This is a genomic window from Ignavibacteriota bacterium, from assembly GCA_016218045.1.
GTDB lineage: Bacteria > Bacteroidota > Ignavibacteria > SZUA-365 > SZUA-365 > JACRFB01.
This window is the reverse complement of record JACRFB010000006.1, coordinates 66,112-93,079: the sequence shown is the minus strand read 5'-3', so window position 1 is coordinate 93,079 and position 26,968 is coordinate 66,112. Positions and strand designations below refer to the sequence as shown.

General features: G+C 59.6%; 27 protein-coding genes, 1 tRNA gene and 1 other RNA gene. 28 read left to right on the top strand and 1 reads right to left on the bottom strand.

What is annotated here, in order from left to right; translation table 11 throughout:
- Positions 1-43: 43 nt before the first annotated feature.
- From HY962_02185 to ruvA, 10 genes are all read left to right on the top strand, one after another.
- On the top strand, positions 44-694 hold the full coding sequence (locus tag HY962_02185) for a hypothetical protein (protein MBI5645713.1): 651 nt from the start codon (positions 44-46) through the stop codon (positions 692-694).
- Between the two features lie 30 nt (positions 695-724).
- Positions 725-1,756 (top strand): class I SAM-dependent methyltransferase, encoded by a 1,032-nt coding sequence (locus tag HY962_02180; protein ID MBI5645712.1) that lies wholly within the window; start codon positions 725-727, stop codon positions 1,754-1,756.
- A 307-nt stretch (positions 1,757-2,063) separates the two neighbouring features.
- A tRNA-Ala gene (locus HY962_02175) sits at positions 2,064-2,136 on the top strand.
- Between the two features lie 124 nt (positions 2,137-2,260).
- Entirely contained in the window at positions 2,261-3,067 is an 807-nt protein-coding gene (locus HY962_02170; protein ID MBI5645711.1) for a Nif3-like dinuclear metal center hexameric protein, read from the top strand.
- A 21-nt stretch (positions 3,068-3,088) separates the two neighbouring features.
- Entirely contained in the window at positions 3,089-3,814 is a 726-nt protein-coding gene (locus HY962_02165; GenBank protein ID MBI5645710.1) for a hypothetical protein, read from the top strand.
- Positions 3,815-3,824: 10 nt separating this feature from the next.
- An RNA gene (rnpB, locus tag HY962_02160) (RNase P RNA component class A) lies at positions 3,825-4,215 on the top strand.
- A gap of 66 nt (positions 4,216-4,281) precedes the next feature.
- Positions 4,282-6,054: a single-stranded-DNA-specific exonuclease RecJ gene (gene recJ / locus HY962_02155; GenBank protein ID MBI5645709.1), complete on the top strand. Its 1,773-nt coding sequence runs from the start codon at positions 4,282-4,284 to the stop codon at positions 6,052-6,054.
- A gap of 20 nt (positions 6,055-6,074) precedes the next feature.
- The gene (locus HY962_02150) at positions 6,075-6,818 is read left to right on the top strand and encodes a YebC/PmpR family DNA-binding transcriptional regulator (GenBank protein MBI5645708.1); all 744 of its coding nucleotides are present in this window, start codon (positions 6,075-6,077) and stop codon (positions 6,816-6,818) included.
- An 11-nt stretch (positions 6,819-6,829) separates the two neighbouring features.
- A complete protein-coding gene (gene ruvC / locus HY962_02145) occupies positions 6,830-7,375 on the top strand; it encodes a crossover junction endodeoxyribonuclease RuvC (protein MBI5645707.1) in 546 nt (181 codons plus the stop codon).
- Positions 7,372-7,968 (top strand): Holliday junction branch migration protein RuvA, encoded by a 597-nt coding sequence (ruvA, locus tag HY962_02140; protein ID MBI5645706.1) that lies wholly within the window; start codon positions 7,372-7,374, stop codon positions 7,966-7,968. The genes ruvC and ruvA overlap by 4 nt, the downstream gene beginning before the upstream one ends.
- A gap of 370 nt (positions 7,969-8,338) precedes the next feature.
- Here the strand turns inward: ruvA and HY962_02135 are convergent, their stop codons facing one another.
- Positions 8,339-8,677, bottom strand: a complete 339-nt coding sequence (locus tag HY962_02135; protein ID MBI5645705.1) for a P-II family nitrogen regulator — start codon at positions 8,675-8,677, stop codon at positions 8,339-8,341.
- Positions 8,678-8,835: 158 nt separating this feature from the next.
- Between HY962_02135 and HY962_02130 the strand changes: the two genes are divergently transcribed.
- The 18 genes from HY962_02130 to HY962_02045 all read left to right on the top strand — a co-directional run bounded on the left by HY962_02130 (position 8,836) and on the right by HY962_02045 (position 26,918).
- Positions 8,836-9,450, top strand: coding sequence for a DUF4389 domain-containing protein (locus tag HY962_02130; GenBank protein MBI5645704.1), 615 nt, complete (start codon positions 8,836-8,838; stop codon positions 9,448-9,450).
- A gap of 90 nt (positions 9,451-9,540) precedes the next feature.
- Complete coding sequence (gene ndhC / locus HY962_02125) at positions 9,541-10,011, top strand: NADH-quinone oxidoreductase subunit A (GenBank protein MBI5645703.1); 471 nt, start codon at positions 9,541-9,543, stop codon at positions 10,009-10,011.
- Between the two features lie 36 nt (positions 10,012-10,047).
- Positions 10,048-10,551 (top strand): NADH-quinone oxidoreductase subunit NuoB, encoded by a 504-nt coding sequence (gene nuoB / locus HY962_02120; GenBank protein ID MBI5645702.1) that lies wholly within the window; start codon positions 10,048-10,050, stop codon positions 10,549-10,551.
- Positions 10,552-10,583: 32 nt separating this feature from the next.
- Positions 10,584-11,060 (top strand): NADH-quinone oxidoreductase subunit C, encoded by a 477-nt coding sequence (locus HY962_02115; GenBank protein MBI5645701.1) that lies wholly within the window; start codon positions 10,584-10,586, stop codon positions 11,058-11,060.
- A gap of 19 nt (positions 11,061-11,079) precedes the next feature.
- On the top strand, positions 11,080-12,240 hold the full coding sequence (locus HY962_02110) for an NADH-quinone oxidoreductase subunit D (protein ID MBI5645700.1): 1,161 nt from the start codon (positions 11,080-11,082) through the stop codon (positions 12,238-12,240).
- 34 nt (positions 12,241-12,274) lie between these two features.
- Positions 12,275-13,384: an NADH-quinone oxidoreductase subunit H gene (locus HY962_02105; protein ID MBI5645699.1), complete on the top strand. Its 1,110-nt coding sequence runs from the start codon at positions 12,275-12,277 to the stop codon at positions 13,382-13,384.
- 27 nt (positions 13,385-13,411) lie between these two features.
- Complete coding sequence (locus tag HY962_02100; GenBank protein ID MBI5645698.1) at positions 13,412-14,023, top strand: NADH-quinone oxidoreductase subunit I; 612 nt, start codon at positions 13,412-13,414, stop codon at positions 14,021-14,023.
- 14 nt (positions 14,024-14,037) lie between these two features.
- Positions 14,038-14,547, top strand: coding sequence for an NADH-quinone oxidoreductase subunit J (locus HY962_02095; GenBank protein MBI5645697.1), 510 nt, complete (start codon positions 14,038-14,040; stop codon positions 14,545-14,547).
- A gap of 2 nt (positions 14,548-14,549) precedes the next feature.
- Positions 14,550-14,852, top strand: coding sequence for an NADH-quinone oxidoreductase subunit NuoK (gene nuoK / locus HY962_02090; GenBank protein MBI5645696.1), 303 nt, complete (start codon positions 14,550-14,552; stop codon positions 14,850-14,852).
- A 25-nt stretch (positions 14,853-14,877) separates the two neighbouring features.
- Complete coding sequence (locus tag HY962_02085; GenBank protein MBI5645695.1) at positions 14,878-16,827, top strand: OmpA family protein; 1,950 nt, start codon at positions 14,878-14,880, stop codon at positions 16,825-16,827.
- Between the two features lie 60 nt (positions 16,828-16,887).
- Positions 16,888-19,116 (top strand): NADH-quinone oxidoreductase subunit L, encoded by a 2,229-nt coding sequence (nuoL, locus tag HY962_02080; protein ID MBI5645694.1) that lies wholly within the window; start codon positions 16,888-16,890, stop codon positions 19,114-19,116.
- Positions 19,117-19,201: 85 nt separating this feature from the next.
- Positions 19,202-20,773 carry an NADH-quinone oxidoreductase subunit M gene (locus HY962_02075; protein MBI5645693.1) on the top strand — a complete coding sequence of 524 codons (1,572 nt, stop codon included), beginning with the start codon at positions 19,202-19,204 and terminating at the stop codon, positions 20,771-20,773.
- 48 nt (positions 20,774-20,821) lie between these two features.
- A complete protein-coding gene (locus HY962_02070) occupies positions 20,822-22,345 on the top strand; it encodes an NADH-quinone oxidoreductase subunit N (GenBank protein MBI5645692.1) in 1,524 nt (507 codons plus the stop codon).
- Between the two features lie 217 nt (positions 22,346-22,562).
- A complete protein-coding gene (locus HY962_02065; GenBank protein MBI5645691.1) occupies positions 22,563-23,123 on the top strand; it encodes a cytochrome C554 in 561 nt (186 codons plus the stop codon).
- 144 nt (positions 23,124-23,267) lie between these two features.
- Positions 23,268-23,501: a hypothetical protein gene (locus HY962_02060; protein MBI5645690.1), complete on the top strand. Its 234-nt coding sequence runs from the start codon at positions 23,268-23,270 to the stop codon at positions 23,499-23,501.
- Positions 23,502-23,629: 128 nt separating this feature from the next.
- Entirely contained in the window at positions 23,630-24,934 is a 1,305-nt protein-coding gene (locus HY962_02055; GenBank protein MBI5645689.1) for a hypothetical protein, read from the top strand.
- Positions 24,931-26,016, top strand: coding sequence for a hypothetical protein (locus HY962_02050; GenBank protein MBI5645688.1), 1,086 nt, complete (start codon positions 24,931-24,933; stop codon positions 26,014-26,016). Before HY962_02055 ends, HY962_02050 begins: the two co-directional genes overlap by 4 nt.
- Positions 26,013-26,918, top strand: a complete 906-nt coding sequence (locus HY962_02045; GenBank protein MBI5645687.1) for a CxxxxCH/CxxCH domain-containing protein — start codon at positions 26,013-26,015, stop codon at positions 26,916-26,918. The genes HY962_02050 and HY962_02045 overlap by 4 nt, the downstream gene beginning before the upstream one ends.
- The last annotated feature ends 50 nt before the right edge of the window (positions 26,919-26,968 follow it).

Here is a 26,968-nt window from a genome sequence, read left to right as displayed (position 1 = left end):
GCTCGGCCTCACACACACGCTTGCCGGTGAGGCGCAGCGGTTGATGGTACACCCGGAGGATCGTACTGCTGTTGCATGTGGCGACGAGCGTACGGGGTATCCGGCAATAGACCACGAACGTCCGGCTGTTGCTCCCACAGGTGAGCATCGTGCAACTGCGTGGTATGCGACGGAGGCGGGAACAGTGTTCTGCGCACACATCCCTGATCCGGCGCCAAAAGGGACACCGCGGCATGTGCGTCTGCGGTTGCGCCTGCCCGAGGGTCCGTCTGTTCCGGCATCGACCGTTGTGTACCGGGTCAGTGTAAAAGAAGACGGTCGAGTGGTGGCACAGAGCGACATACGCGCGGATGTGTCCGCGAATACACCGCGCACGACGGCAGTGCTCAATCATCGCGACACGTACGGCGAAGTGTACGCTTGTGGCTGGCGGCGCGGTAGCGGTCCAGTGACGGTGACAGTGGAGCACAGCGGATCAACACCCGCATACCTCGACTATGTCGCCATCGACGATCCTGCGGCCGACGCGTTGTTCTCCGGCCGCCGCAACGGGCAGATCGACGCCGCTTCATCACAGTTCATCAGTTACGACACCAACACCCTGCTTGCCATCTACACCTCCCTCGACCCGAACACCGACGCCGCCTCGGTGTATATTCTCGAACGCCTTATCACCGCCCGCCCCGCGCGGTGAGTGTCTGTACCCCATCCCACAGTCCTGCCGATGACCGACGCCGTACTAACTTTCGAGGACCTGTCGGGAACGGTTTCCATACGCGAAACCACGTCGGGCCGGCGCTCCATCTCCGTGCGTTTACACGATTCACGGACCTTCTCCCCGCGCACACAGTGGACAACACGCTACCCGGTCGATCTCATTCACAAAATCCTGCTTGTGAAAGGGGCCGCCTGGCTGTGTGATGAGATAGCGCGTGACGAGGATCCCGACGGTGTCGAGAGCGATATTCGTGCGTCCGTCCTCGGGTATGTCACGGGCGAAGAGGTGAACGGCTCACGTGTCCTGGATTTTGGATGCGGTTCGGGAGCATCGAGCATGGTGCTCGCCCGTCTCTTTCCCTCCGCGCAAATCTGCGGGATAGAACTTGTGGAGGATCTCCTCACAACCGCGCGGCAGCGTGCCGAGGTGATGGAGATCCGCAACGTGTCGTTTCATCTTTCGCCGGCACCAGATCGAATTGCGGATACCATCGGACCCTTCGATCACATCCTGCTCTCGGCTGTGTTCGAGCATCTTCTCCCGCACGAACGCGCGCCGTTGATGCAGGCGATCTGGGATGTCCTCGCGCCGGGTGGGATTCTTTTTATCAATCAAACACCCGACAGCCGCTTCCCCGTCGAGGTGCATACGACGGGCCTGCCGCTGATTCATTATCTCCCCGATTCCGCGGCATTTCGCCTTGCACGTACGCTTTCACGGCGCGGGCTCGCGGCTGAAAGCGACGAGAGTTTGTTACGTAAGGGAATTCGCGGCTCCACCCCGGCGAAAATCCTCCGGCTTCTCGCCGATAATACTCCCGCGCCGGTCCTGCTTCGACCTCGATACCAGAGCCTGCATCGTCAGAGTGACATCTGGTATCGCGCGGCCCGCGCGCGGCTTGCGTCGCGAGGCAATGTCCTTCACCGCAAAGTATTTCCGCCGATCGTCGACATCATGGTCGGGCTCGCCATCCCGATCGCGCCGTACCTATCCATCGCCGTGCAAAAGCCGTTGAACCGGGTACAGTCACAGGCATGAATCGCGGCGGTTCCGCCCGCCAGTGCGTACGCAACGGACGAACTGCCCATCTGCCTGCGCCACGGCCGCGTGTTAGACGTGACACGTAGCCACGTTGCACGTCGCACCTCGTCCGCCATAGGCAGCTCGGTGTGACACTACGCCGCTGTCCCGCTGTCCCGTCGCACCTCGACAAGCTCGGTGTGACACTACGTCGCCGTCCCGCTTCCACTCCCAACTCCTAGCTCCTAGCTCCTAACTCCTAACTCCTAACGCCCCACTCCTCTTGCTTTTCCCGCGCTTCCTCCGTACATTTATAATCCAACTCGGGGCAGTAGCTCAGTTGGGAGAGCGCTACATTCGCATTGTAGAGGTCGAGGGTTCGACTCCCTTCTGCTCCACAGACACGAGGTACCAGATTCATGCGCGGACAACATCGTTGTGATTTACAGACCAGAACGATAGCTGCCGCGCGTGTCTGTTTTATTCACCAGAGGCGCTGACGGGAAGAGAGATCAGGCGCCTATGCCGACTGTGCAGGAAATCGTCGACGTCCTTTTTGCCTGGGCCCCGGCCGCGCTCGCGTGGGAGAAGGATAATGTCGGCATACTGACCGGCGACGCGGGCGCGGAATGCACGGGCATCCTCGTGTCACTCGATGTGACGCGCGAGGTGATCGCCGAGGCGGTGTCGCGCGGAGCCAATGTTGTCGTGGCGCATCATCCGGTCATCTACCGCCCGCTGTCGTCCATCCGTGACGACGCCGAGCAGGGAAGACTGATCGGCGACATCCTGCGCAACCACCTCACGGTTGTCGCCATGCACACTAATGCCGACGCGGCGGCGACAGGTGTCAATACCTGCCTCGCGGAAACGCTGGGCCTGCGCGATACGGAGCCGCTCGGCGCCGCGCAGCCCGGAGCCGCGGCGGGCGAAGGACTGGGCACGCTGGGGCTGCTGCCGCAGCCGATGCTGATACGCGACTTTGTCGCCCATGTCAAACGGACGCTGGGCTGCACCGCCGTGCGCGCCTCGCGGCATGACGCGGACGCAACAATCCACCGGGTCGCGGTGTGCGGCGGGGCGGGGGGCTCGCTGCTCGAAACGGCGGCCCGGCGCGGCGCGCAGGCCTTCGTGACGGCCGACCTCAATTATCACGCGTTTCTGGATTACGGACGGCGCCTCCTGGTGCTGGACGCGGGACATTACGAGACCGAGTTCCCCTTTATCAACCGCTGCGTCGAGGTCCTCCGCGCGGGGCTCTTCGATAAGATGGAAAAATCTCGTATCTTCCCCGTATTGACGATGACGAATGGAATGTGTACAGTTTAAATACAAGACGCAGGAGTACCCTTGAAGAACAAGCTTCGATCGTTGTACCTGCTGCAATTGCTGGATACCGAGCTGGATGAACTGCGTGAACTGCGTGGCGATCTCCCCGAATCAGTACGCAAACTCGAGGAAACCGTCAACGAGCTGCGCACGCGCATCGAGGATTCCGCCGCGGCTCTGCGGACGGGCATCACCGAACGCACACGCATGGAGAAGGATTCGCTCGAACTGATCGCGAAAATCGAGAAGTACAAATCCCAGCAACTGCAGGTGCAGAACAACAAAGAATACGACGCGCTGACGCACGAGATTGAAATCGCCGAGGAAACGATTCAGCGCTATGAACAGGAAATCGAGATGTTCGCCGGCGAGGCCGAGGAAATCAAGTCGCAGAAAATCGAACTTGAAGAGGAACTCGACACTCTCGCCAAGGAATTGTCGGAAAAAACCGAAGAGCTGAAAAGCGTCCTCGCCGTCACGGCCGAGGAGGAGACGCGGCTCGAGGGCAAACGCGACGAGGCCATCACGAACATCGGTGCCGCGGATCTGGAACTCTATACCCGCATCCGCAACGCGAAGGTCAAGGCGGTCGCGCCCATCAAGCGCAACGCCTGCAGCGGCTGCTTCAACGTTGTTCCTCCCCAACTTATTCTCGAAATCAAAAAGAACATCCGAATGTATGTGTGCGAACACTGCGGCCGTATCCTTGTCAGCGAGGATTTGGCGGCTGACACGCGCATTGAATAACAAAGGGTCTCATGCCCGTCGGGCAGCCGCCTCCGACCGTTTATGCGGCCGGGGGAGGAAAGTCCGAACTCCACAGGGCAGGGTGCCGGATAACGTCCGGGCGTCGAGAGGCGACGGAAAGTGCAACAGAAAAAACACCGCCCCGCTCTGCGGGGTAAGGGTGAAAAGGTGCGGTAAGAGCGCACCGGCAGCGTGGAGACATGCTGGCCTGGCAAACCCCATCCGGAGCAAGATCAAGCAGGATGTTCCCCTCAAGGCCGCGCGGCTCGCGTGGTTCGCCTCCGGGCGAAGGCATCCGGGTAGGTCGCTGGAGCATCGCAGCAATGTGATGCCAAGAGAAATGGCTGCCTCGTCCCGTTTCGCGGGATAGACAGAATTCGGCTTACAGACGGGCTTGAGACCTTTCTATCACTGACAAAGATTTTGAAGATGTGTACGTTTCATAAAATACTGAGAAGGAATTATCCATGGACGCAAGATGGAGCATCAGGCCCCCCGGGGATCCTGATAACGTGCGTCGCCTCGTCGAGGAGATTCATGTACCTGAAGTCATAGCATCGATCCTGATCTCGCGAGGGATCACGGATTATGAGACGGCGAAGGCCTTTTTCCGGCCCTCGCTGCAGCAGTTGCTCAACCCCTTCCTCATGCACGACATGGAGAAGGCCGTCGCGCGCATCGTGCACGCGCGCGCGCAGGGCGAGCGCATCCTCGTCTATGGCGACTACGATGTGGACGGCACCAACAGCGCGAGTCTGCTCTATCTGTATCTGAAGCGGCTCGGTTGCGAGGTCGACGTCTATATCCCCGACCGCATGAAGGAAGGGTACGGCATCTCCGAACTCGGCATCGACTTCGCGCATAAAAACGGCACCCGCCTGCTCATCTCGATCGACTGCGGCATTACCGCCGTCACGCAGGTCGCGTACGCAAAAACCCTGGGCATGGACGTGATCATCTGCGATCACCATGAGCCGGGGCAGCAGATCCCCGACGCGCACGCTGTGCTCGATCCGCTCAAGCCCGGCGACGTGTATCCCTTCAAGTATCTGTCGGGCGCGGGCGTCGGTTTCAAGCTGCTGCAGGGTCTCGCCGAGTACGACGGCAATCGCGAGGCGCCCTACGACTATCTCGACTTTGTCGCAATCGCCGCCGCCGCCGACATCGTGCCGCTCGTGGGCGAGAACCGCATCCTCGTGCATCACGGACTCAAGATCATCAACGAGAATCCGCGGCCCGGCATCCGCGCGCTCATGGAGTCGTCGAACCTCTCCTTCGGCAACCTCACCGCGCAGCAGATCGTCTTTGTCATGGCGCCGCGCATCAACGCCGTCGGCCGCCTGGGCGACGCCACACGCGCCATCGACCTGCTCGTCTCGGAAGACGAGGAGTCGGCGCGCCGCTACGCGCAGATCCTCGAGGAGGAAAACCGCAACCGCAAGGTCATCGACGAGGAAACCTTCAACCACGCGCAGACCATCGCCGAGGCCTATCTCGCGGAAGACAGCAGCAAGCCGCTGATCCTGCACGACGGCTCGTGGCATCCCGGCGTCATCGGCATCGTCGCCTCGCGCCTTGTCGAGAAATTCTACCGGCCGACGATTCTGCTCACCACCATCGACGGTGTGGCCAAGGGATCGGCCCGCAGCATCATGAACTTCAACATCTACGAGGCGCTGCGCCGCTGCGAGGATCAGCTCATCCAGTTCGGCGGACACAAGTATGCCGCGGGCCTCGCGCTCGAGATCGACAAGATCCCGGCCTTCCGCGAGAAATTCATGGGCATCGCCGACGAGATGCTGAGCGAGGACATGCTCGTGCACGAGATCAGCGCCGACGGCATACTCCGCATGTCGGATATTACACCCCGCTTCATCCGCATTTTGAAACAGTTCGCGCCCTTCGGTCCGGGCAACATGCGCCCGGTGTTTTTTGCCTCGGGTGTGGAGGTGTTCGGCGAGCCGCGCATCGTCGGCCGCGATCACCTGAAGCTGAAGGTGCGGCAGGACGGCGTGGTTTTCGACGCGATCGGTTTTAATCTGGGTTCGCTGATGCAGCGCATCTCGGGTTCGGGATCGGTGGTCGATCTGCTGTTCACGATAGAAGAGAATACATGGAACGGGAACGTGTTCCCGCAGTTGAAGCTCCGCGACCTGCGCGCCGCGAACGATCCGCGCACGCGGCAGGAGGTGCTCGACAATCTTCATCCCGCCTACACACATTCACTGTCGAATAACTAACAATCGTTCTGGAGGTTTCGATGTCCGGCCATTCCAAATGGGCAACGATCAAACGCGCGAAGGGCGCCAAGGATGCCGCTCGTGGCAAGCTCTTCAGCCGCATCATCAAGGAGATAACAATCGCTGCGCGCAACGGCGGCGGCGATCCGACGGGCAATCCGCGCCTGCGCCTCGCGGTCGACAAGGCGAAGGGTTCGAACATGCCCGCCGACAACATCAAACGCGCCATTCAGCGCGGCACCGGCGAACTCGAGGGCCAGGCCTTCGAGGAAATCACGTATGAAGGGTACGGTCCGGGCGGCACGGCCTTTCTTGTGGAAGTGATTACCGACAACCGCAACCGCACCGTCGCCGAGATACGCCACCTGTTCTCGCGCAACAACGGGAACCTCGCCGAGACCGGCGCGGTGGGCTGGAAATTCGACCGCCGCGGCGTCATCTCGGTCGCGAAGGATCGCAGCGAGGACGACATGATGATGATTGCGCTCGACGCCGGCGCCGACGACATGGAGACCGAGGACGAGAGCTTCGAGATCTATACCACGCCGGGCGATTTCGACGCCGTGCGCACCGCGCTCGAAGGGCAGGGGATCACCATCAGCGAGGCGGCCATACAGATGGTGCCGCAGAACACAACCAAGGTCGACGGCAAGGAAGCCGAGGGCGTGCTGCGTCTCTATGAATCGCTCGAGGAACACGACGATGTGCAGAACGTGTACGCGGACTTCGACATCGACGCGAGTGTGATGGAGTCGCTCGGCTAGGGCGGCGGCGCATGCGTATCATGGGTGTGGATCCGGGATCCCTCGTCACGGGTTTTGGTATCGTCGATGCGGGACCGCGCGGACTCGCGCGCGTGTCGAGCGGCGCCATCGTGCTGCGTTCGGCGGACCCCCTCCACGACCGGCTCGCCGTCATCTATGACGCGCTGCTGCGTGAAATCGATCTGTGGCATCCCGACTCGTTCTGCATCGAGACGGCGTTTTACAGCAAGAACGTGCAGTCCACACTCAAGCTCGGTCACGTGCGCGGCGTCGCCATGCTCGCCGCCGTGCACCGCGCGCTGCCGATTGCCGAGTACTCGCCGCGCGAAGTGAAACGTGCGGTGACCGGCACCGGCGCGGCGTCGAAACTGCAGGTCGCCTACATGGTGAAACACCTCCTCGGTCTCACCACTTCCTTCGCCCGCTCCGACGAGGCCGACGGACTCGCGCTCGCGATCTGTCATGCGGGTGTTGCGCCGCGCGCTGTGCGCGGACCCTCGCGCAGCTCGTCGTGGGCGGCGTTTGTGAAGGACAATCCGGAGCGCGTGCGCGCATGATTGAACACGTACACGGGCGCCTCGTGCGCAAGGAACCCATGCTCGCGGTCGTTGATGTGCACGGCATCGGATACGCCGTCCATATCACGCTGCAGACCTACGAGAAACTGCCGCCCGCGGGCGAGACGGTGGAATTGCTCGCGCATCTGCATGTGCGCGAGGACGCCATGGCGCTTTTCGGATTCCTGCACGAGGAGGAACGCGCGATGTTCCGTCAACTGCAGAACATCTCCGGCATCGGCGTGCGTATCGCCATGAACATCCTCTCGCGCTCGGGCGCGGCGGAATTGCGCGGTTTTGTGCTCGAAGGCAATGTCGGCGCACTGACGCGCATCCCGGGCGTAGGAAAAAAAACGGCCGAACGCATGATTCTCGAATTGCGCGACGTATTTGCGAAGGGTCCTGCGGGATCCGTCACGGTTCCCGCCGCCGCTTCACCGCGCGATGAGGCCCTTTTAGCACTGCTTTCACTCGGATATGCCCGGCCTGTAGCCGAAAAAGCGCTGTCGAAAGCGCTTCAAGACCCGGCGCTCGGGGCTTCTCCCAACACCGGCGACCTTATCAAGTCTGCTTTACGTGCTGCCACAGGATGATTCCTCGTTGATACGAAACAACTTAGAATTTTTTCATTAACTCTTGCTTTAAGAAAAAGGGGGCTGTATATTGCACCCGCATTCACTGTTTCCAAAAGCCAACCGCGGCACGCCCTCCTCAGCTTCGGTTGGCTTTTTTGTTGTATACACGCTGAATTCGAGGATTTTGCACGCTCTGTACCCCGGGCTGTCCTTTTCATCGGGTGGAAAAAGGAAATAGTTGGCGATTTCCTGCTGCGTGTACCGCGGCGGAAATATGGCGTGTTGAATGGTGCGGCTCCGAAAACGGGGGAGGAAAAGCTGCAGAGCGGCTTCGCCGGATTCCTTCGTGCACATCCAGGCGACCGCGTAGCTTACCGCGGAGCAGAAATTACAGCGCGGCTTCGCCGGATTCTTCTGTGCGAATCCGGACAACTTCCTCGACGGGGATGACAAAAATTTTGCCGTCACCAACCTGTCCCGTGCGCGCGAATTTTATGACGACATCGACGGCCGCTTCGACGAGGTGATCCGCGACGACAACTTCGATCTTGATTTTCGGAAGTGTGTCGATATGGTATTCCGCGCCGCGGAACGTTTCGGTATGGCCTTTCTGCCGGCCGAAACCCTTGACTTCCGAGATCGTCATTCCGCGTATGCCGATATCCTGCAGGCCGTCGCGAACGTCATCGAGTTTGAAGGGGCGGATGATTGCTTCGATCTTTTTCATATATTGCGTGAGCACCTCGTGTACGAGCGGGAGAACTTACTCCGGTCCGCGGCAAAATACAATCGTTTCACGGAAGTTGTGCCGCTGCGCGCAACACACGAGACCTCTGCACCGGTGAATCCATCCCTTTCCCATCCTTCAGACTGGCGGTACAACGTATGAGCACACGTCGCTACCCGGTTATCTTTCTGCTTCCCAGGCCAGAAAAATCCTCGCGGCTCATCCTGATATTCAGGCCGTTCATGATGATCCCCGTGGTGTTCTGGGGCGCGTTGTACGGGTTTGTCGCGCAGATGGTCGGTGTCATTTCCTTCTGGGCCGTACTGATCCTCGGATCGTATCCGCAGACGTTATGGGAATTCTGCGAGCGGTATTTCCGCTTCAACATGCAGATCAACGCGTACTCGTCGCTGTTGACGGACGTGTATCCCTCTTTCAACGGCAAGCCTGACAACGGGTATCCCGTCAAGGTGCAATTGGAACGGCCTGAGCGGTCGTCGCGCCTGTACGCGTTATTCCGTTTCCTCCTCCTGCTCCCGCAGGTGTTTTTTGCGATCGGATACGGACTCGTCATCGGTTTTGTGTACATGGTCCTCTTCTGGGTTGTGCTGTTCATCGGCCGCATCCCCGATGGTTTCTGGGGCCTCATTTCGCGCTACTTCATCTGGTCGTCCCGCCTCACCGCGTACTCCATGCTGCTCGTCGACGAATATCCCCCCTTCAACGGGCTGCAGCCCCTCTCCTCCGAAGAAGAAGTATTCGGCAGAATCTGACCCGCCGCCGGTATCCGACACGGATGTCCGGTTTGGTTTTCCGGCGAGTTCCTGCTACCTTGTTTTCACCCTATCTCACCTGATCCTCGGGTGCCCACCATGCTTACAGAATTCGGTAAAGTTTTCATTTTCTTCCTTCTCGGCGTCGCCATCGTCGGCGGCGCGCTCATTGCGGTGCGTCTGATCGCCCCGCGCAACCGGACGAAGGAGAAGCTGCTCGCGTACGAATGCGGCGAAGATCCCATCGGTTCACCGTGGGTGAAATTCAACATCCGCTTCTACGTGGTCGCGCTCATTTTTATCCTGTTCGATGTCGAACTCGTCGTGCTCTTCCCCTGGGCTGTCGTGTTCGAGAAGATGGGGATGTACGCGTATGTGTCCGGAGCCATCTTCATCGTGATCCTTTTCCTCGCGGATTTTTATCTGTGGGCGAAGGGCGATCTCGAGTGGGTCCGCCCGCAGCCGCATATCCCGCGCATGCAGGATATCGTCGACACACAACCCGTCCGCCCCGTTCCTCCCGTTGCTCCGAAGCAGGTCGAAGTGCCTGCAGAGGCCTGATCCCACCGTTTTTCCTCACAGTATCACACCTGGTGTATGGGACTACTGAATCAGCAATTCGATGACGGCAACATCGTCCTGACCACCGCTGAAGGCGTACTGAACTGGGCCCGGCTCTGCTCGTTATGGCAGATGTCGTTTGGCCTCGCCTGCTGCGCGATCGAGATGATGGCTGCCAGCGCCTCCCACAACGACATCATGCGTTTCGGCGTCATTCCGCGGCCGAGTCCGCGCCAGTGCGACGTGATGATTGTTGCCGGCACGGTGACTCTCAAAATGGCCACACGCCTGAAACGCCTGTACGAGCAGATGGCCGAGCCGCGGTATGTCGTGTCGATGGGAAGTTGTTCCAACTGCGGCGGTCCGTACTGGGAGCACGGCTACCATGTGCTCAAGGGTGTCGATCGTGTCGTACCGGTGGACGTGTACGTGCCCGGCTGTCCCCCGCGTCCCGAGGCCCTGCTCGAGGGCTGGATGCGCCTGCAGGAAAAGGTGCGCGACTTCTCGCTTGTGAAAAAACCCGCGCAACCCGCCGCTTGACCGTAGAACTGACGAACAACGGGATCAACTCCATGTCTCTCACGCCTCAGACAATTTTCGACGAACTCACGGCCACCTTTCCCGAACTGGCTTTGACCTTCGATGCCGCGGTGCCGTGTGTCATCGTGCCCGCCGCGGGGATCCGCGACGTGTGCCTGCAGCTCCGCGACCATGCCGCGTACGCCTTCGACACGCTCATGTGCCTGACGGGCATGGACTACGGCGACGGCACACTCGGCGTCGTGTACCATCTCGGTTCCACCCCGCACAAACACACCCTGACCGTCAAGGTGCTCGTGCCGAAGGAAACACCCTCCGTGCCGACGGTGGAGAAGGTCTGGCGCACCGCCGACTGGCACGAGCGCGAGGCCTACGATCTCATCGGCATCACCTTCGAAGGGCATCGCGATCTGCGCCGCATCCTTCTTCCCGACGACTGGGAAGGCCATCCGCTGCGCAAGGATTACGAGGTGCCCGAGTATTACAACGGCATGAAAGTCCCGTACTGAGACCCCATCCGCAAAGACAATGCACGATCTGAAAGAATCAATCGCCGAACACATCGAATCCGGCAGACTGCGTACCGATGAGCTGGTCCTCAACATGGGCCCGCAGCATCCGTCCACGCACGGTGTGCTCCGTCTCGAACTCGTTCTGGATGGAGAAATCGTCGTCAAGGTCATCCCGCATCTCGGCTACCTTCACCGTTGTTTCGAGAAACACGCCGAGGCCATGACCTATCCGCAGGTGATTCCGTACACGGACCGCCTCGACTACCTCGCGTCCATGAACAACAACCACGGGTACGTGCTCGCGGTCGAGCGGATGCTGGGCATCGAGTTGCCGGATCGTGTCGAGTACATCCGTGTGATCATGGCCGAGCTGCAGCGCATCGCGTCGCATCTTGTGGCCGTCGGCACGTACGGCCTCGACATCGGCGCCTTCACGCCCTTCCTCTTCCTCTTCCGCGACCGCGAGTACATCCTCGACATCTTCGAGAAGACCTGCGGCGCGCGGCTCCTGTACAACTACTTCTGGGTCGGCGGCCTCTCGCACGACGTACATGCCGGCTTCGAGAAGGAAGTGCTCGACATAGTCGCGCAGATACGCACGACGGTGAAGGAAGTGATGGACCTTCTCATTCTCAACAAGATCTTTGTCGAGCGCCTCGCGAATGTGGGTGTGCTGCCGGCCGACGTGGCGCTGTCGTACGCGTGTTCCGGCCCCATGCTGCGCGGTTCCGGCGTGAACTGGGATCTGCGCCGCGACGATCCGTACTCCATCTACGACCGTTTCGAATGGAACGTGATCGTGGGCAAGGGCGAGGCGGGCACGCTGGGCGACTGTTGGGACCGCAACATCGTGCGTATGCACGAGATGATCGAGAGCTGCAACATCATCGAGCAGGCGATTGCCGGACTGCCCGCGGGCGATGTGGCCTCGGCGATTCCGAAACGTGTGCGGCCTCCCAAGGGCGCCGAAGCATACGCGCGTGTCGAGAATCCCCGCGGCGAACTCGGGTACTACGTTGTGAGCGACGGGACCGGCAATCCGTTCCGCTGCAAATGCCGCGCTCCCGGATTCGTGAATCTGAGCGTGATCGATGAAATCTCTCGCGGCCACCTGATTGCGGATCTTGTCGCAATTCTTGGAAGCATCGATATCGTCCTCGGCGAAATCGACCGTTGAGACACATCCGACGAACCTCCTACCTCTGACGTCCATGGAATCCTTCCTTACGAATCTCCTCGGCGACAACCTCGTGACGATGCTGATCTATTGCGCGTTGCCGCTGGTTTTCGTGTTCTCGTACGCGCTCCTCGCGATGCTCGGAGAACTGAAAATCTCGGCGTGGATGCAGGATCGTCTCGGACCCATGCGCACCGGACCCTACGGCGTGTTCCAGCCCATCGCCGACGTGGTGAAACTCCTGCAGAAGGAGGACATCACGCCGCGGCAGGCCGACACCTTCCTCTTCACGCTCGCGCCGTTCCTCGCGTTTATGGGTTCCTACGCCGCCTTCGCCGCGATCCCGTTCTCGAGCATGTACATCGGCGCGAATCTCGACATCGGACTCTTCTACGTGTTTGCCGTCGGCTCGATCGGTGTTGTCGCCCTCATGATGGCCGGCTGGTCGTCGAACAACAAGTACTCGCTGTACGGCGCCATGCGCTCGGTCGCGCAGATCGTGAGCTACGAGGTGCCAGCGGCCATGTCGCTGCTCATCGTGGTGCTCGTGGTCGGGTCGCTGAACATGCAGGACATCGTGCTCGCGCAGTCGGGACCGTTCTGGAATTGGTTCATCTTCGGCGGACCCAAACACGCCGTCACACTCACGAGCGGCACGGTGATCGACGGGTCGTGGACCTATCTGATCTTCCTCCCGTTTTTTGCGGTGACCTTCCTCATGTATTACGTCTCGGCACTCGCCGAAACGAATCGTACGCCCTTCGACATCCCCGAGGCCGAATCGGAACTCGTGTCGGGGTATCACACCGAATACAGCAGCATGAAGTTCGCCATGTTCTACATGGCCGAGTATTCGAACATGTTCCTCGTTTCGGCCATCGCCGCGATCGTGTTCCTTGGCGGCTGGCAGACCCCGTACGGCACCACCATCGGTGAACTCGTGGGCGTGCCCTGGCTGGGCGCACTCGAGCAGTTCGGGTGGCTCGCGTTCAAGGGCATGTTCCTGGTCTTTGTCATGATCTGGCTCCGCTGGACGCTGCCGCGTCTGCGTGTCGATCAGCTCATGTACATGTGCTGGAAAGTGCTCATCCCGTTCTCGTTCGGGATCGCGCTTATCGTCGGTTTCCTCGTCATGATCGTGTAGTACTCATCCACGCAAAGGCACCTCGTCATGAGCGGTTATCTGCAAGACATCAAGGACGGCATCTGGACCGTGCTCGTCGGTATGCGCATCACATGGAGCCACCTCTTCACGAAGAAGGTGACGATACAGTATCCGAATGTGAAGCGTGAATTGCCCGACCGCGTGCGCAACAGGTTGTACGTGAACATGGACGACTGCATCGGGTGCGATCAGTGCGCGAAGGCATGTCCCGTGAACTGCATCGCCATCGAGACCATCAAGGCCCTGCCGACCGACGATCTCGGCGCGACCTCCACGGGCAACAAGAAGCGGCTCTGGGTGTCGCGTTTCGACATCGACATCGCGAAGTGCTGCTACTGCGGGCTCTGCGTGTACCCGTGCCCAACCGAGTGTATCAAGATGACCGACGTGTTCGAGTTCTCGGAATACAACCGCAACGATCTCGTCTATCGTTTCAGCACCATGACCGCCGCCGAAGTCGCCGAGAAACAGTCCGCAGCCGACATCTATCAGGCGGAGCAGGATGCCAAGAAGGCCGCGGCGGCCGAAGCCAAAAAGAAGGAAGCAGCGGCAGCGGCAGCAGCGGCTGCGGCGGCTCCGCCCGCACCCCCCGCGACAGACAGCAACGCACCAGCATAAACCATCGCATGCACATGGCCGATATCCTCTTTTACGTCTTTGCCGCGATCACCGTGTGTTCGGCGATGGTTGTGGCCTTCGCCCGCAACGTCATCTACGCGGCGTTTGCGCTGCTCTTCACCTTCCTCGGCGTCGCCGGACTCTACGTGTTCCTGCAGGCGGATTTCCTCGCCGTCGCGCAGGTCATGGTCTACATCGGCGGCATCCTGATCCTGATCATTTTCGGAGTCATGCTCACGAACCGCGTCACCAACGTCGACGTGACCAGCGGCACCCTGCACACGCTGCCCGCCACCATCATCGCGGGTGTGCTGCTCGGAACCCTGGTGTTGCTCGTCACACGCGCAACGTGGATCGACGCGGGCGTGCTGCCCGACGTGCAGGGGACAACCGCCGCCATCGGTGAACGCCTGATGAGCACGTATCTCCTGCCGTTCGAAATCATCGGCATCCTTCTGCTCGTCACCATCATGGGCGCCGCGATGATAGCGCGCGCCGATTCCTCGAAGAAGGAGTCAGCATGACCATCGGACTTTCCCACTACCTCGTCGTCGCGGCGATCCTTTTCTCGCTCGGCGTTCTGGCCCTCGCGACGCGCCGCAACGCGGTGCTCATGCTTATGGGCATAGAACTCATCCTGAACGCGGCCAACATCAACCTCGTCGCCTTCTCGCGCTTTCAGGCGATGAACATCGACGGGCATGTGACGGCCGTGTTTGTCATCATCCTCGCCGCGGCCGAAGCCGCCGTGGCGCTCGCGATCGTGCTGCAGATCTATCGTCAGTATCAGACGGTGAACGCCGACGAAATCGACAAGCTCCGCGAGTGAGGAAGCCCAAGAAAGGTCTATCCGCATGAAACGCCTGCTCCCCATATTGCTCCTCGCGGCTCTCGGTACTGCCGCGCCCGTGCTCGCCCAGAAAATCACGTATAGCTGGGATCCGAGCCGCAAACTCGTCATCGGTGTCGACGGCGGCGCGACAAAGTATTTCGGGGAATTCACCGACCAGCATTTTGGGACGTTCTTCGGCGCCCATGCCAAATATTTCTTTGTTCCGGAAGTGGCCGCGCAGATCAATGGCGGCATCGGAAATTACATCTACAACCGCCGCTGGCAGGCGAAATTCTCCGACAGCTACGCGACCCAGTTTTTCCGCGATCCGCGCCTCGGCGGCACCGGAGTGCCGGGGACGCCGCTCACCGACGTCAAACATCAGGTTCTCGAAGTCGACAAGCTCTTTTTTGTCGAGGGGCGCGTGCTGGTGAACATGTTCCCGCGCCGCAGCTTCAATCCCTACATCTCCTTCGGCGCCGGCATGCTGAACTTCAGCAATTCCAATGTCGAACGGAGAATGCCCAACGGCGATCCGCTGCTGAACGTCACCTTCGGCGAGGAAACATTCTATCTGAAAAAAGGCGCGGTCATCGAATCCATGCTGTCGGATCTTCCGGCCGACGCAAACGTGAAGACCGTCATTCCGCTGGGTCTCGGATTCGACATATTGCTGTCCGATATTCTGTCAATTAACCTCGATTTCACGTACCGCTTTGTGCTCGGGCAGGGCGGCGACATGCTCGACGGATTCGGCAAGGAGACCATCGAGAACTTCGCCCGTATCGATCAGCGATACACGGTGCACTCGTCCGAAGCGAACGATTCGTGGGCGACGGGTTCGCTTTCGCTGCAGTTCTATCTGTTCGGCGAGAACGACCGCGACGACGACGGGCTCTCCGACAACGACGAAATTTCGCGCGGCACCGATCCCTTGAATCCCGACAGCGACGGCGACGGCATCAACGACAGGGAAGAGGTCTACACGACCAAGACCGATCCTCTCAAGACCGACACCGACGACGACCGCCTGACCGATGGCGAGGAACTGGCAAAAAAGACCGATCCGCTGATCGACGACACCGACGGCGACGGTCTGCGCGACGGCGACGAAGTGGCGCAGGGCACGGATCCGTTGAACCGTGACACTGATCGCGACGGGCTGGACGACGGCGCGGAAGTGCGCACGCACAAGAGTGATCCGCTCAAGACCGACACCGACGGCGATACGATAAACGACGCCGAGGAAGTGCGCGGCCTGCGCACCGATCCGCGCAATCCCGACACCGACAACGACGGTCTCCGCGACAATGAGGAAGCGGGGCAGGGAACTGATCCGTTGAAGGCCGACACGGATGCCGACGGTCTGCGCGACGGCGACGAAGTGAACCGGCACAAGACCAAGGCGCTCGTTGCCGACACCGACAACGACGGCTTGCTCGATGGCGACGAAATCACGCGCAACACCGATCCGTTAAAGGCCGACACGGATGGCGACGGATTGGCGGACGGACGCGACAAGTGTCCGCTGCAGCCCGAGACGCGGAACGGTGTGAACGACGACGACGGATGTCCCGACGACGCGGCCGAGCCGGCATCCGAAACCGCGCCGGTTCTGAAAAAGGGCGCAAAGATCATTCTCCAGAATGTCGAGTTCGAGACGGCCAAGGCAGATCTGTTGCCCGGTTCCATCACGGCGCTCGACGACGCGTACAAGACTCTCGTCGACAATCCCGGCATGAAAGTCGAAATCGGCGGTCACACCGACAATGTCGGCAAGGCGAAGCTGAACAAGGACATTTCGCTGCGCCGCGCCAATGCCGTGAAAAACTATCTCGTTGCGAAGGGCATCGACGCGGCGCGCCTCAGCGCGCGCGGCTACGGCTCGACGCAGCCCCTCGCCCCGAACACGACCGAGGCGGGCCGCGCGCGCAACCGCCGCATCGAATTCAAAATCGTTCAAATGCAGTAACACCCCCGCATCGATACTGCGGGACCATTTCGCACTATTCCGCGAAACAGCAGAAACGCCATGTCTCCTCAGACCCTCACCACACTCACGATCGCCATACTCTTTCTTCCTCTGGCGTCGTTTGTAATTCTCCTCGCGTTCGGGAAACGACTTCCGCGCCAGGGCGATTTTGTCGGAACAGCGATACTCTTCCTCACGCTGGCGCTGTCGCTGGTGGTGATGATAGGGTCGGTCACCTCTGTTCCCGCGGGATCGATTCCGGGATTCCCCGCCGCGCCTGTGCAGAGCACGTTTACATGGGTGGACTTCAATACCACGATGACGGTGTTCGGCCAGAATATTCCGATGCGTATCGAACTCGGGATCATGATCGACAACCTTGTCGGCATCATGCTCGTGGTTGTGTCGCTCATCTCGGCGCTGGTGCATCTGTTTTCGATCGGGTACATGCATGGTGATGCCAAGTACTCGCGATACTTCGCCTATCTGGGCCTGTTCACTTTTTCGATGATGGGCATTGTTGTCACGAACAACATCCTGATGATGTACATCTTCTGGGAGCTGGTGGGCTTGAGCAGTTATCTGCTGATCGGTTTCTGGTACGAGAAGCCGGGTCCGGCCTACGCGTCGAAGAAGGCGTTCCTCGTGAACCGCATCGGCGACATCGGCATGTGGATCGGCATCATGATCCTGTTCACCAATTACGGCACATTCAGTTTCGACAAGATATTTGCGTCCATCAGCGCGGGCAATCTGCCTTTCGGATCCGAGACCTGGCTGACGGTCGCGGGCATCTGCATCTTCTGCGGCGCTGTGGGCAAGAGCGCGCAGTTCCCGTTGCACACATGGCTTCCCGACGCAATGGAAGGTCCGACGCCCGTCAGCGCCCTCATCCACGCCGCGACGATGGTTGCGGCGGGTGTGTACCTCGTTGCGCGCGTTTTCCCGATGCTCTCCGGTGACGCGCTGTTTGTGATCGCCGTCACGGGCGCGCTCACCGCGTTCATTTCGGCTACAATCGCCATCGCGCAGAACGACATCAAGAAAGTGCTCGCGTACTCGACAGTGAGCCAGCTCGGCTACATGGTTCTGGCGCTCGGTGTCGGCGCCTATCAGGCGGGCATTTTCCATCTTGTGACACACGCGATGTTCAAGGCCTGCCTCTTCCTTGGCAGCGGCTCCGTGATCCACGCGATGCATCACAGCTTGCATCACCTGCACGACCACGAAACCGACCCCCAGGATATCCGCAACATGGGCGGCCTGAAAGGGAAGCTTCCGGTGACATACCTGACCTTCCTCGTTGCGACGCTCGCCATTTCCGGTGTGCCGCTCTTCTCGGGATTCATGAGCAAGGACGAAATACTCGCCGGTGCCTGGGCCTTCGGGTCGCTGCGCGGCGGTCTGGGCCTGCTGATGCCGTACATCGGTTTCGGCGTCGCGATGCTCACCGCGTTCTATATGTTCCGTCTCGTGTTCCTGACCTTCCATGGCGAACCCAAACGCGCGGATGTGTACGCGCATCTGCACGAGTCCCCCGTGACGATGAAGACGCCGCTGATCGTGCTCGCGACACTCTCGCTGTGGTTTGTGTTTTCGTTTAATCCCTTCGGCGCGGCATCCGGTTGGATACTGAAGTCGTTGCCGGTGCCTGTCACCGTCACCGGCCAGAATTGGTACGCCTTTTCGCATGGCGAAGGGCATGAAACCGCGGCGCCCGCGCATACGGCCGAGACTCACGAGACGACCGCACCCGCAGCCGGTGACCACGCCGCCGCGCCCGCGGAAGCAACAGTGAATCCCGCGCAGGAAACCTTCACGCACGGAATGCATCAGGCGCACATGTCGGCGATGATAACATCGCTGCTTGTGGCGGGTCTCGGCATCCTCGTCGCGTGGGGCGTGTACCGACGCAAGATGATCGACGTCGACGCGTTTACCGCGCGCGTTCGTCCTTTGCACGTGTTCTTGAGTAAGAAGTGGTTTTTCGACGAGATATACGAACAGTGGGTGGTTGTTCCCTTCCTGCTGATGGTAACCCGCGCCATGGCCTGGTTCGACGCAAAAGTTGTGGACGGCGCCGTGAATGGTGTCGCCTCCGTGACCCGCTTCCAGTCGTGGCTGAGCGGCCAGTTCGACAAGTACGTCGTCGACGGACTTGTGAATTTCACGGGCTACGCCGTCGGGTTCTTCGGAATACTGTTCCGCAAGACGCAGACCGGGCGCATTCAGACCTATATCGCCTTTCTCATTCTCGGCGTCATCGTGCTCTTCTATGTGTATTATTGAGCATCACACGCCGTCTCATACATCCGTGCAGAATTCGAACATTGAGTAACGATAGCCTTCTGGTGGAGGATTGATGAATTTCCCCATTCTTTCTGTCATCACGTTTCTTCCCATCATGGGAATGATCCTCGTGCTTTTCCTCAACAAGGACAATGTGCGCGCGATTCGCGCCGTGTCCGTCATCGTCACGGGCCTGCAGGTCCTGCTCGCGGTTGCCGTCGTGATGGCATTCAATGCGGCGCTGCCCGGCATCAACGATGTCAAAACCATGCAGCTCGTCGAACGCGTGCCGTGGATCTCGATACCGCAGACACCGTGGTTCGGTGAAATTCGTATCGAGTATTTCATGGCCATTGACGGCCTCTCGATGCCGATGGTGGTGCTGACCGCGATCATCAGTTTCCTCGCAGTCTTCGCCTCGTTCAGCATCGACAAGCAGCACAAGGGATACTTCGCGATGTTCCTTCTGCTCGACGCGGGCATGATGGGCGTGTTTTGCGCGATGGACCTCTTCCTGTTCTACATCTTCTGGGAACTGATGCTGCTTCCCATGTACTTCCTGATCGGTATCTGGGGCGGTCCCCGCAGGGAATACGCGGCGATCAAGTTCTTCATCTACACGCTCGCGGGTTCCGTACTCCTGCTGCTTGTGATGATCGGCCTGTATTTCAGCACCATCGATCCCGCCACCGGCGCGCACACCTTCAACATGCTTGCGATGATGGATCCCGCAAACATGACATCGGGAATATTCTCGTCGATCGGCAGCAATGCGCGCATGTATGCGTACATCGGGCTCTTCATCGCCTTTGCGATCAAGGTGCCGGTATTTCCGTTCCACACCTGGCTTCCCGACGCGCACGTTGAGGCGCCGACGGCCATCTCCGTCATCCTCGCGGGCGTGCTGCTGAAGATGGGAACCTACGGCATGCTGCGCATCAGCTTCCCGATTTTCCCCGAGTTCGCGGTGTACTTCCAGAAGGCACTGATGATCTTCGGTTTTGTGAACATCGTGTACGGAGCACTGTGTGCGATGGCTCAGACCGACTTCAAGAAACTCATCGCCTATTCGTCGATCTCGCACATGGGTTATGTGATACTGGGCATGGCGTCGCTGAACGTGCAGGGCATGACCGGCGCGGTGTTCCAGATGTTCAACCACGGCACGATCACGGCCATGCTTTTCCTCCTCGTGGGTGTGCTCTACGATCGGGCTCACACACGCGGACTCAACGAATTCGGCGGCGTGTACAACAAGATGCCGCTCTACTCGTTCTTCACGGTCATTGCCTTCTTTGCGGCCATCGGCTTGCCGTCGCTCAGCGGTTTTGTGAGCGAGGCCTTCGTCTTCCTCGGCGCCTTCCAGGCGGACAAGTTCTGGACCATCCTATCGACGCTCGGCATCGTTCTGGGCGCCGGCTACATGCTGTGGACGTTCCAGCGCGTGTTCATGGGCAAACTTCCCGAGAAATGGGAGAACGTGCTGCCCGACGTCACACCGCGCGAGATCATTTCGCTTGCGCCGCTCGCGGTCATCATCCTCGTGCTCGGCGTGTGGCCCTCTCCCGCATTAAACTACATGACCACTTCATTGGACCATCTCGTCCGATTTGTGAAAACCGGCGCGCAGGCAAGTCAGGCGCTGCTCGGATTCTAGAGCGGTTCCGGATCACTTTTCCGCCGACACTTCAACGAGTCATCCACTATGCCTGACATCATTCTCCAAAGCACCACGCATTTCTGGCCGGAGATCACCCTGGCGCTGACGTTCATCCTCGCGATGATCATCGAATTCGCCGCGGGACGGCGTTCGCGTCCGAACGGCGCAAAAGCGACAGGAATTCTCGTTTTTGTCGGCCTCGCCGCTGCGCTCATTCAGCTCCCGTTCTCGCCCGACACACCGGTGAGTATTTTCAGCGGGATGTACGCGGTCGATCCGTTCTCGGTCTTTTTCAAATACCTGATTATCGTGACGAGCATGGTTATCGTGGTCTTTTCGCTGCAATCGCGCGAACTGCTGCTCGAGGCCAGGCACACGGGCGAATATTACTGCTTCATCGCGGCGCTGACACTCGGGATGGTCCTCATGTCGGGTGCGGCGAATCTGCTCATGATGTACATCGCGATCGAATTGGTCAGTCTCACAAGCTACATCCTCGCGGGCTTCAGCAAATCGCTGCGCCGCTCGAGCGAGGCCGCGCTGAAGTACGTCCTCTACGGCGGCGTATCCAGCGGTGTGATGCTCTACGGCATCTCGATCCTCTTCGGCTTGACAGGCACGCTGGATCTTGGCCAGATCCGCACCGCTCTTGCGAGCGGACACGCGGTGACAACCGGCTGGTCCTTTGCCGCACTCATGGCATCCATTGTGATGATGCTCGCCGGTTTCGGCTACAAGATTTCGGCGGTGCCGTTCCACTTCTGGACGCCCGACGTGTATGAAGGCGCGCCGATCACCATCACCGCGTTCCTTGCTGTCGCGAGCAAAGCCGCAGGTTTTGCCCTGATGATCCGCTTCTTCGTCGTTGCGTTTTTCGATTCGATGGTATCCGCCGGCTCCTGGGCCACGTTCAAGGGACTGGACTGGAACATCGTTCTTGCGACACTCTCCGTGCTCACGATGACGCTCGGAAATTTTGTCGCCATCTGGCAGGATAATCTCAAACGCATGCTCGCGTACTCGAGCATCGCGCATGCGGGATACCTGCTGATGGGCCTCGTGGTGCTCAGCAACAACGGCCTGGCCGCTCTGATGCTGTACTTCATCATGTACTTCTTCATGAATCTCGGAGCGTTCTACGTCGTGATGGTCGTGGCCGACAAGATCGGCAGCGAGCACATCGACGATTACAAAGGTCTTGGCAGAAGGGCGCCGGTTCTCAGTGTCGGCTTGTCGCTGTTTCTTATTTCGCTCACCGGACTTCCTCCCACGGCCGGCTTCGTGGGGAAGCTGTTCCTGTTCTCCGCAGTCATGGAATCACAGTTTATCTGGCTCGCGATAGTCGGCGTGCTCAACAGCGTGGTATCGTTGTATTACTACGTGCGTGTGATGAAGAACATGTACCTCCGTGAAGCGCCCGGCGGTGACACGTCTCCGTTGAAATTCTCACCCGGCGTCATCGCGACTGTGGTGCTGTTCATCGTGCCGAATCTGCTGTTCGGCCTGTACTTCCAGCCGCTCGTGAGCTTCGCGCAGAAGTCCGTCACGATCTTGATGCCCGTCCTTTGATCCATTCTTTCCGACACATTCCCAGTGTCGGGAAAAACGGACGCATCTGTCGCCGAAAAGGGAAAGAAATCGCATTATACCGGCTGTTTTACGTCGTTTTTTCGTGCTGCATTCTGGCATGAATCTTGCAAAATATATAAGCCGACAGAGAAATCGTTTATTGCGCTATACTATCTAGAATCGCCGATCTTCTCTTCCACCAATCAATGAGGTTATCATGAAAAAGTCACTCCTTGTGATGACGCTGGCAGCGGCCTTTGTGGCCGTCACCGCGTTCACATCGATGGAGAACGCCGAGCAGAAGTACCTTGGCTCCGCCTCGTGCAAGGCCTGTCACAACACCGACAAGCAGGGCAAGCAGTTCGCAAAATGGGCGGAAAGCGCTCACGCAAACGCGTTCAAGACGCTGCAGAAGCCCGAAGCCGATGCAATTGCTCAGAAGGCTGGTCACAAGACGAAGGCCGCCGAGACGGCCGAGTGTATTGCGTGTCACGTCACTGGCAAGGACGAGAAGGCGCCGCAGTACGATGCGAAGTTCACGAACGACGAGGGTGTCGGTTGTGAATCGTGCCATGGTGCCGCATCCGGCTACAAGACGCTGCACATGAAGCCCGAGAACAAGGACAAGGCAGTCGCAGCCGGCATGCTGATCCCGAAGGTTGAAGGCGGCGCGGCGGAAAAGCAGTGCAAGCAGTGCCATAATTCGAAGAGCCCCACATCCAAGAACTTCAAGTTCGACGAGATGTGGAAGAAAATCGCGCATCCGCGTCCCGCGTAATTCCATCGAACGATCATGTCGGGTGAGTCCGTCCATACCGACGCGAACCTCTACCTCGACGCTATAAGACGTCATGTGTGCGCCGTGTGCCAGACACCCGGCGCACATTCTTTTTGCGGTGTGAGTGATGCCGGCACCTGTGCTGTGGAACGGTTTCTCCCGCAGATTGTGGACGTGGCCACCTCCGTCAGCAGCGACAAAATCGACGACTACGTGTCCGCGCTTCGCGACACTGTGTGCCGCGTCTGCAGGCCCGATGGTGAGCAACTCTGTTCCGTTCGCGACAGTCACGTCTGCGGACTCGACCGCTACTTTGTCCTGATCCTCGAGGCCATCGAGCAGGTGATTCTTCAGAAGAGGCAACACGCGCCTTCCTGAGAGCCCGGCAACAGTCCCGACCCTCAATCCAACAGTCCCATCCTTCAGGCGGCATTCTCACAGCGGACGCAGTCCGCGCGCGGGGATGCGCCTTTCCCGTTCATCTTCGACCAAGAAGGAACGATAACATGAACAAACGAATCCTGATTGTGCCGCTGTTGTTTGCGGTGGTCCTCGCGGGGGCCGAAGCGCAGACAGTCAGCGGTCGCTTTGTCACGTCCGTACTCGGCTGGGAGCGGCAGGACGATGCAGCGGGGAATTCGACCGGACATCTGCGCGGGTACGAGCAGATGCAGCTTTCGCTGTCGGCCGGCAATTTCTCGTTCTCGACATCCATGCTCGGCTCAACGGATTTCGGCGAGCAGATGGAAAACGATCCGCAGCTCCGGCTCTTTAACGCGAGTCTGCTGTGGAAAAACATAGGCGGTCTCGCCGATCTGAAACTTGGCCGCCAGGCGATTTTCGGCGGCGTGAATTACGGGACCATCGACGGTGCGCATCTCCGTCTTCGTCCCGCCGACGGTGTGGAAGTCATCGGTTATGCCGGCGGATTGACTCCGCCGTCGCAGCGGACGGATTTCTTCCACAACCTCGACCACAACTGGCAGGCCGGTGCGCACGTGCTTCTGTATCTCATCCCAGACGTGAAACTCGGACTGAGCTACATGAACCGGCACCGCGAAACCACGCCATTCCAGGCGCTGCGGCTCGACGGACAACTCGCGCCGTTTACCACGACGGTCGATTACGGGTCCCGCGCAAATCAGTACGGCAGCCTCGACGCGGCGTACACGCGCGGTGATCTTTGGCTGTTCGGTCGTGTCGACTACGATTTCAACTTCGAAAGGATGAGCCGGGCCGAGCTTGCGGCAACCTATCAGGTGTCGCCCACGCTTGGCCTTTCGCTTGATCTCGCGCACCGCGAGCCCACCATCGCGTGGAACTCGTATTTCGCCCTGCTTGAAAGTTCCGCGAACCAGGAGGCTGTGCTCGGCATCGATTACCGCGTATTGCCACGATTGACCTTGCATGCGCGAGTTTCCACCGTGATGTACGACGACGAGTCCGCCGCGCGTGTGTCGCTCGGCGCCTCGAATAAATACGCGTCGATCATGTACACCAAGGACGTCAGCTACGATGGCGACCTTGACGCCTTCAATCTGAACCTGACCTATCCGGTATTCGACGGCATGTTCGTGCCGCATATCGGGGCGGTGTACAGCAGCTACGCACTCGCGGAGAATCTCGAAAAAACCTCGACCTGGGCGGCCGTCGCTGGCGCCATGGTCAGGCCGTGGCCCGTGCTGTCGTTTGACGTGCAGGGACAGTACATGACAAACAAGATCTACAAATCTGATATGAGGGTCTTCGCGCGCGCCAACTTCTGGTTCTCGGAAGTGTTCGGTGCAGCGAAGCAGGAGGGCCGGCCATGAACAAACTGTATTTCGCCTTCGCGCTCTTTCTTGCCGGAGCTGTCGGTCTGCTCGTGCTCGGTGGCTCGCCAGGCGCGGCTGTCGGCGTCGACAGCAAGGTGACGTTTTCGCACAGCGTGCACAAGGGCCAGACCGAGTGCGCCACCTGCCATCCGGCGGCAGACAGCGAGAACGCGTCCGACAATCTGCTTCCGAAACCCGAGGCCTGCGCGTCCTGTCACGATGCAAAGGACGTTCGCGGCTACTGGGGCATCGGTGAAAACGATCCTCTCGACAAGGCCTATCTCACCGTCGCCGACAGGAAACTGCGTTTTTCGCACAAGTTCCATGCTGGCAGCGCGGGTATGAATTGTGAATCGTGCCATGGCGCGGTTCTCACCGACGCGAGCGAAGGGATGCCCTCGATGGAGTCGTGTTACGACTGCCACAATGACGGGCAGAAACTGGCTCCGATCAAAGCTGCCGCCACCGAAGGGGGCACATTGGTCGCATCGAACCGCTGCGAATTGTGCCACACATCGCTCGCGGGTATGGTGCCCAAGAATCACCGGTCCGTCAACTACATCCGGCTCCACGGCCGTTTTGCGACCTCAGGCGAAGCGGAACGCGAGTGCGCCGTGTGTCACTCCGCCTCGTTCTGTCAGGAATGCCATACACCGACAAACGATGTTCCCGAAGGCAATGCCAAGGATAAATTCTACATCGGTCTTGCGCCGCGTGGTGAAAAGGTCGACGATGGAAAGCTTCTGACCTCGCAGCAGGTACATTCGCTCACGTATCGGTACACACACGGTTTCGATGCGCGCGCACAGTCGACGCATTGTGAACGTTGCCACGAGCCCGAGAGTTTCTGTACGCCCTGCCATCAGAACGGCTTCGATGCCAACGGCGCGCGTATCGTGCCGCAGTCGCATCAGCTTGCCGGATTTGTGCAGCTCGGCGGCGGCGAGGCCCTGAACCGTCACGGCAAGATGGCCGAACGCGACATGGCCTCCTGCGCGACGTGCCATGAGGTGGATGGCGGTGATCCGATTTGTGCTCCATGCCATTCGACCGGTCTTGTTAAAGGAGGTGACCGATGAAAACCACACGACTCACACTGATTGCCGTCGGATTCGCCCTGCTCGCGGGATGCAGCAGCGAATTAAAAGACGAGCTTCCGACCACTCCCGAAGGTCTCCGGCCGCATCCGGCCAATTTTATTCCTCCGTCGGACGTGGATCCGGCCGCATGTACCAATCCCGCCTGCCACGCATCGATACCGAGTCCGCATCCGTCCGGATATATCACCTTTGCGTCTCCGGATTTTCACGGGAAGGATCTCGCATCGAAGTCCTATAACATGAACTCCTGCGGTTCCTGTCATGCGACCGACTTCACGGGTGGATGGACCAAGAAGTCCTGCAGCACCTCCGGCTGCCATATCCAGGCCGATGGCGGACCGACCGCATGTTACACCTGCCATGGCGACTTCGTCACAAAGAAGCCGTATCCTGTGACAGTCGGCGCCCACACGACACACCTCGAAGGCGCTGCCGGCTCGGCAACGGTTGTCGCGTGTGTCGGCTGCCATACTGTACCCACTGTGTGGAACGCGGCGGGGCATCTCGAAGGGAGCAATCCCAACGGGGCGGAGGTGGCGATCACGGATGTGATGGCCGCCACAAAGACCAAGGGCACAACGGGGACGCCGTCGTATGATCCCACCGCCGGGAGCTGCGCGAACGTGTATTGCCATGGCAATTTCACCAACGGCAACAACGCCTCACCGACCTGGTCCGGCGGCAGCGATCAGGCGAAGTGTGGTACCTGCCACGGTAATCCCGCGACGGGCAATCCGCTTCCCAAAGCGCCGCATCCGGCTGTTGAGACCTGCAACGTGTGTCACGCGGGGGTTGTGGATGCGAATAAACAGATCATCGATAAGACGAAACACATTAACGGGAAGCTCGATTCGTTCGGATCGCAGCGCACCGACTGGTAATTCTTCTTTCGAGTGTTGTCACAAAGGCGCGGCCATTGGTCGCGCCTTTT